Consider the following 4,191-nt stretch of genomic DNA (forward strand, 5'->3'; position numbering starts at 1 on the left):
GGCGGGTCCCCGCCGCTATCGATTCGGCCCCTGGGGTCGCGTTCCCGCCCCCACCAGGCAGGAGGGTGCGCCGGGAGGGCGAAAGCGGGGCTTAGCGGATGTTTTTCGCCCCCGGCGGGCGTATATAGAGACACACCCGAAACAGTCAGCCTGGAGTGCTCCAGGTCACATGTGCCACACTCGGCGCACCGGACGATGTTTTGGGATCGGGGTGGCCCCCGGACGCCGGAGGTGGTTCGACCTCAGGTCAGCGGGGAATCTTGACGTGGACCGACGCGTTACACCCCGCGAGACCGCACAAGCGCCTGGAGGCACCCACACGATGGCCGAGCGAGCACTTCGCGGCACCCGGCTCGGGGCGACGAGCTACGAGAACGACCGCAACACCGACCTGGCTCCGCGGCAGGAAGTCACCTACGACTGCACCCGGGGCCACCGCTTCTCGGTCACCTTCGCGACCGAGGCAGAGATTCCCGCCGAGTGGGAGTGCCGTTTCTGCGGCGACCGCGCCCTGCGGCGGGACGGCTCCGGCGAGGAGCCCAAGAACGCCAAGCCCACGCGCACCCACTGGGACATGCTGCTGGAGCGCCGGAGCATGGAGGACCTGGAAGAGGTCCTCGCCGAGCGCCTGGCCCTGCTCCGCGCCCGCCGCCGCGAGGAGGCGGCCAAGGTGGAGGAGATCGCCAGGCAGCGGCAGAGCGCCTGAGCACCCGCGACACACGGGGGCGGCGGACACGGTCCGCCGCCCCCGTCGCCGTGTCGGCCCCCGGCGGGACCCGGGCCGCGCGAAGACGGCCCGCGCCCCCTCCGCGGCGGACCCGGCGCGGACGCTAGTCCCGCTGGAAGGGGTCGCGGGTGATGCCCACCAGCTCTTTGACCGAACCGATCACACGGGTGGGGCGGTAGGGGAACTGCTCGGCGGTCTCGCGCTCGGAGATGCCCGAGAGCACGAGCACGGTCTGGAGGCCCGCCTCCAGACCGCTGAGCACGTCGGTGTCCATCCGGTCGCCCACCATCAGGGTGTTCTCCGAGTGCGCGCCGATCCGGCGCAGCGCCGACCGCATCATCAGCGGGTTGGGCTTGCCCACGAAGTAGGGGCGGCGGCCGGTGGCCTTCTCGATCAGCGCGGCGACCGCGCCCGTGGCGGGCAGCGGGCCCTCGGCGCTGGGGCCGGTCTCGTCGGGGTTGGTGGCGATGAACCGCGCGCCGCCGCGCACCAGCCGGATCGCCCGGGTTATGGCCTCGAAACTGTAGGTGCGGGTCTCACCGAGCACCACGTAGTCGGGGTCGCGCTCGGTCATCACGTAGCCGACGTTGTGCAGGGCTGTGGTCAGGCCGGACTCGCCGACGACGTAGGCCGACCCGTTGGGGCGCTGGGTCTGGAGGAACTGGGCGGTGGCCAGGGCCGACGTCCAGATCGACTCCTCGGGGATGTCCAGGCCCGAGCTGAGCAGACGCGCACGCAGATCACGGGGGGTGTAGATGGAGTTGTTGGTCAACACCATGAACGGAATCCCGTTCTCGCGCAGCTCCGCGATGAGCTCGTCCGCGCCCGGGATGGGGTGCTGCTCGCGTACGAGCACGCCGTCCATGTCGAATAGGTAGTTCCACTCGTTGCTCACGTGCCCATTGTGCCGTCAGGGGCAAGGAGCGCGCCATTCCCACCCCCTGGTAGGCGAGCACCCTCACACCGGTCCGGCCCCGGCCGCGGGCTCCTCCCCGGGGAAGCTCCCCTCCGGGCGCGGGGCGACCGGCCCTCCGGGTCCGGCCCGCACGCGCTCGGTCTCCGCCTCGGGGTTCCCTCCCGCCGGTGCCGCTGGGTCCTAAGACGTCCCCGAGGCGGCTCGGCTTGGCGGGCGGGCGGAGGCCGCGCCCGGGCTCAGATCGGCGGCCAGGGCACCGCGGGCCAGTCAGGCGCCGGGTAGGGGTGGATGCCGTGCCGGATGAGCAGGTCCACCCGGCTGCGCACCGCGTAGGCCTCCGGCCCGGTCAGGTGCCGCGCCAACTCCTCGGACAGGGCGCTGTCCGCGTCGGCGAGCTGGTCTCGCACCGACCCCAGGGCCTCCAGGGCGTCCTGGGGCAGCGGCTGGCCCTGCCACTGCCACAGCACGGTGCGCAGCTTGTAGTCCTCGGCGAGGGAGACCCCGTGGTCGCAGCCGTACAGGTGGCCCCCGGGGGTTGGCAGCAGGTGGCCGATCTTGCGGTCGGAGTTGTTGATGACCGCGTCGAACACCGCCATGCGGCGCAGGTCGGTGTTGTCGGTCTCCCGCGCCAGGGCGATCAGGTCCACGGTGGAGTCGCCGTGCACCCACAACTGCACCATGCCCTCGCCGAACGGGCCGTCGCGGTGCACGGTGGGCGGGACGATCCCCCAGCCCAGGGCCTCGGAGACGGCGTGGGCGCTCACCTCGCGCCCGGCCAGGGTCCCGTCGGGGAAGTCCCACAGCGGCCGCTCCCCCGCCACCGGCTTGTACACGCAGGCGGCCGAGCGCACGCCGTCGGAGACGGTGCAGTACAGGGTGGCGTTGGAGGCGGCGGTCAGCCGCCCCTCCACTGTGATCTCTCCGGCGCGGAGCAGGTCGAGCCCGACGGACGGGCTGAGGCCGTCGAAGGCGTCGGCCGTGTCCCTCATCGCGGGCCCCCGGGTCTGCGCGCCCGGCGGCCCGCCGGTGGTGTGCTCATCGGCGCGCTCAGACGAGGCTGTCCGGTCGGTAGCCGTTCTGGCGTACGCAGATGTGGCCGCTGGGGTCGAGCGGGCGTCCGCACAGCGGGCAGTCCGGGCGTCCGGCGGCGACCACCTTCAGCGCGCGTCCGGCGAAGGAGCGCGCGGCGCCGGGGGTGAGGTAGACGCGCAGGACGTCGCGGTGGGCGGGGGCCTCCTCGGCGAAGACCTCCAGCTCCTCCTCGTCGTCCTCCAGCAGGTCCTCACCGGCGGTCTCGTCGATCTCCTGGGCCTCGATGATGACGCGTGCGGCCTCGGCGTCCCAGGCCAGGGCCAGGGTGCCGACCCGGAAGTCCTGCTCGATGGGCTGCTCCAGAGGAGCGTCGTCCTCGGGCGGAGCGGTGTCCTCCGGCGGGGAGCCGAAGCGCCGGTGCACCTCTTCCAGTAGTTCCTCGATACGGGTGGCGAGCGCCTCGACCTGCGCCTTCTCCAGGACCACGCTGGTGATGCGCCCCTCGCCCACGGCTTGGAGGAAGAAGGTGCGGTCTCCCGGCTGGCCCACGGTCCCCGCGACGAACCGCTCCGGCGGATTGAACTGAAAGACGGGCATGCCAAGAACCTTACGGGATGCGGGCCTCCCGGTGCCAAACCTGCCGGAAGCGCTGGTGGACCCGGTCGGGGCCGCGGGGCCCGGCACCGGGCGGGTGCGCGCCTCGGTGCCGTGGCGTGGGCCGTCGAGGCCGCCGGTCCGTCCCCGCGGAACGGGGCGGTCAGGGGGCGTCGGCGGCGGTCTCCCGGGAGCCCGCGCCGCCGCCCACGGCCGCGTCGCCGCTGGCCTCGGCGGGGGTCGGCAGGCTCGCGGTCAGGCTCTCCCCCGTGTCGTTGAGCTTGTTGAGGAAGGGACGGGTGCGCGTGTAGGTGATGGAGGTGACCGAACAGGGGTCCACCCGCAGCCGCTGGAACAGGTCGAGGTGCATGCCGAGGGCGTCGGCGACGACGGCCTTGATGATGTCGCCGTGGCTGCACACCACGTACACGGGCGGGTCCTGTGGGACGGACGGAGCGCCCGGGGCCGGGTCCCCGGTTGGCGCCGTGAGCAGGCGGGCGTTCCAGTCGCGCACGGCCGCGACCGCGCGGGCCGAGGACTCGGCCAGGGCCTCCCCGCCGGGGAAGCGCGCGGCGCTGGGGTGGTCCTGCACCACGCGCCAGAGGGGTTCGTCGGACAGTTCGCCGAGGCCGCGACCCGTCCATGAGCCGTAGTCGCACTCCACGAAGCGCTCGTCGGTGGTGACGGGGACGCCGAGCTGCCCGGCGACGGCCTCAGCGGTCTCCTGGCAGCGTTCGAGCGGGCTGGAGACCAGGGCCGCCGGTCGGAGCCCGGTGAGCCGACCGGCAAGGTGCGCGGCCTGGACGCGGCCGGTGTCGTTGAGGTGGACGCCCTGGGCGCGCCCCGCCAGGCGGGGGCCGGTGGCGTCGGTCATCCCGTGCCGGATGAGGAGGAGGGTGACCGCCTCGGGTGCGGGCGGTGG

General features: G+C 73.3%; 5 protein-coding genes. 1 reads left to right on the top strand and 4 read right to left on the bottom strand.

Annotation, left to right across the window (positions count from 1 at the left end):
- Positions 1–322 precede the first annotated feature (322 nt).
- Positions 323–706 (top strand): RNA polymerase-binding protein RbpA, encoded by a 384-nt coding sequence (locus ABD54_RS25695; RefSeq protein WP_013153776.1) that lies wholly within the window; start codon positions 323–325, stop codon positions 704–706.
- Between the two features lie 124 nt (positions 707–830).
- Here the strand turns inward: ABD54_RS25695 and ABD54_RS25700 are convergent, their stop codons facing one another.
- From ABD54_RS25700 to ABD54_RS25715, 4 genes are all read right to left on the bottom strand, one after another.
- Positions 831–1,622: an HAD-IIA family hydrolase gene (locus tag ABD54_RS25700; protein ID WP_235432201.1), complete on the bottom strand. Its 792-nt coding sequence runs from the start codon at positions 1,620–1,622 to the stop codon at positions 831–833.
- Positions 1,623–1,879: 257 nt separating this feature from the next.
- Positions 1,880–2,632 (bottom strand): SCO1664 family protein, encoded by a 753-nt coding sequence (locus tag ABD54_RS25705; protein ID WP_047872133.1) that lies wholly within the window; start codon positions 2,630–2,632, stop codon positions 1,880–1,882.
- A gap of 58 nt (positions 2,633–2,690) precedes the next feature.
- A complete protein-coding gene (locus tag ABD54_RS25710; protein ID WP_047872134.1) occupies positions 2,691–3,272 on the bottom strand; it encodes a DUF3090 domain-containing protein in 582 nt (193 codons plus the stop codon).
- 160 nt (positions 3,273–3,432) lie between these two features.
- Positions 3,433–4,191: MSMEG_4193 family putative phosphomutase (locus tag ABD54_RS25715; protein ID WP_047872136.1), on the bottom strand; the 759-nt coding region annotated here is incomplete at its 5' end.

The organism is Nocardiopsis sp. RV163, assembly GCF_001029525.1.
GTDB classification, from domain to species: Bacteria; Actinomycetota; Actinomycetes; order Streptosporangiales; family Streptosporangiaceae; genus Nocardiopsis; species Nocardiopsis dassonvillei.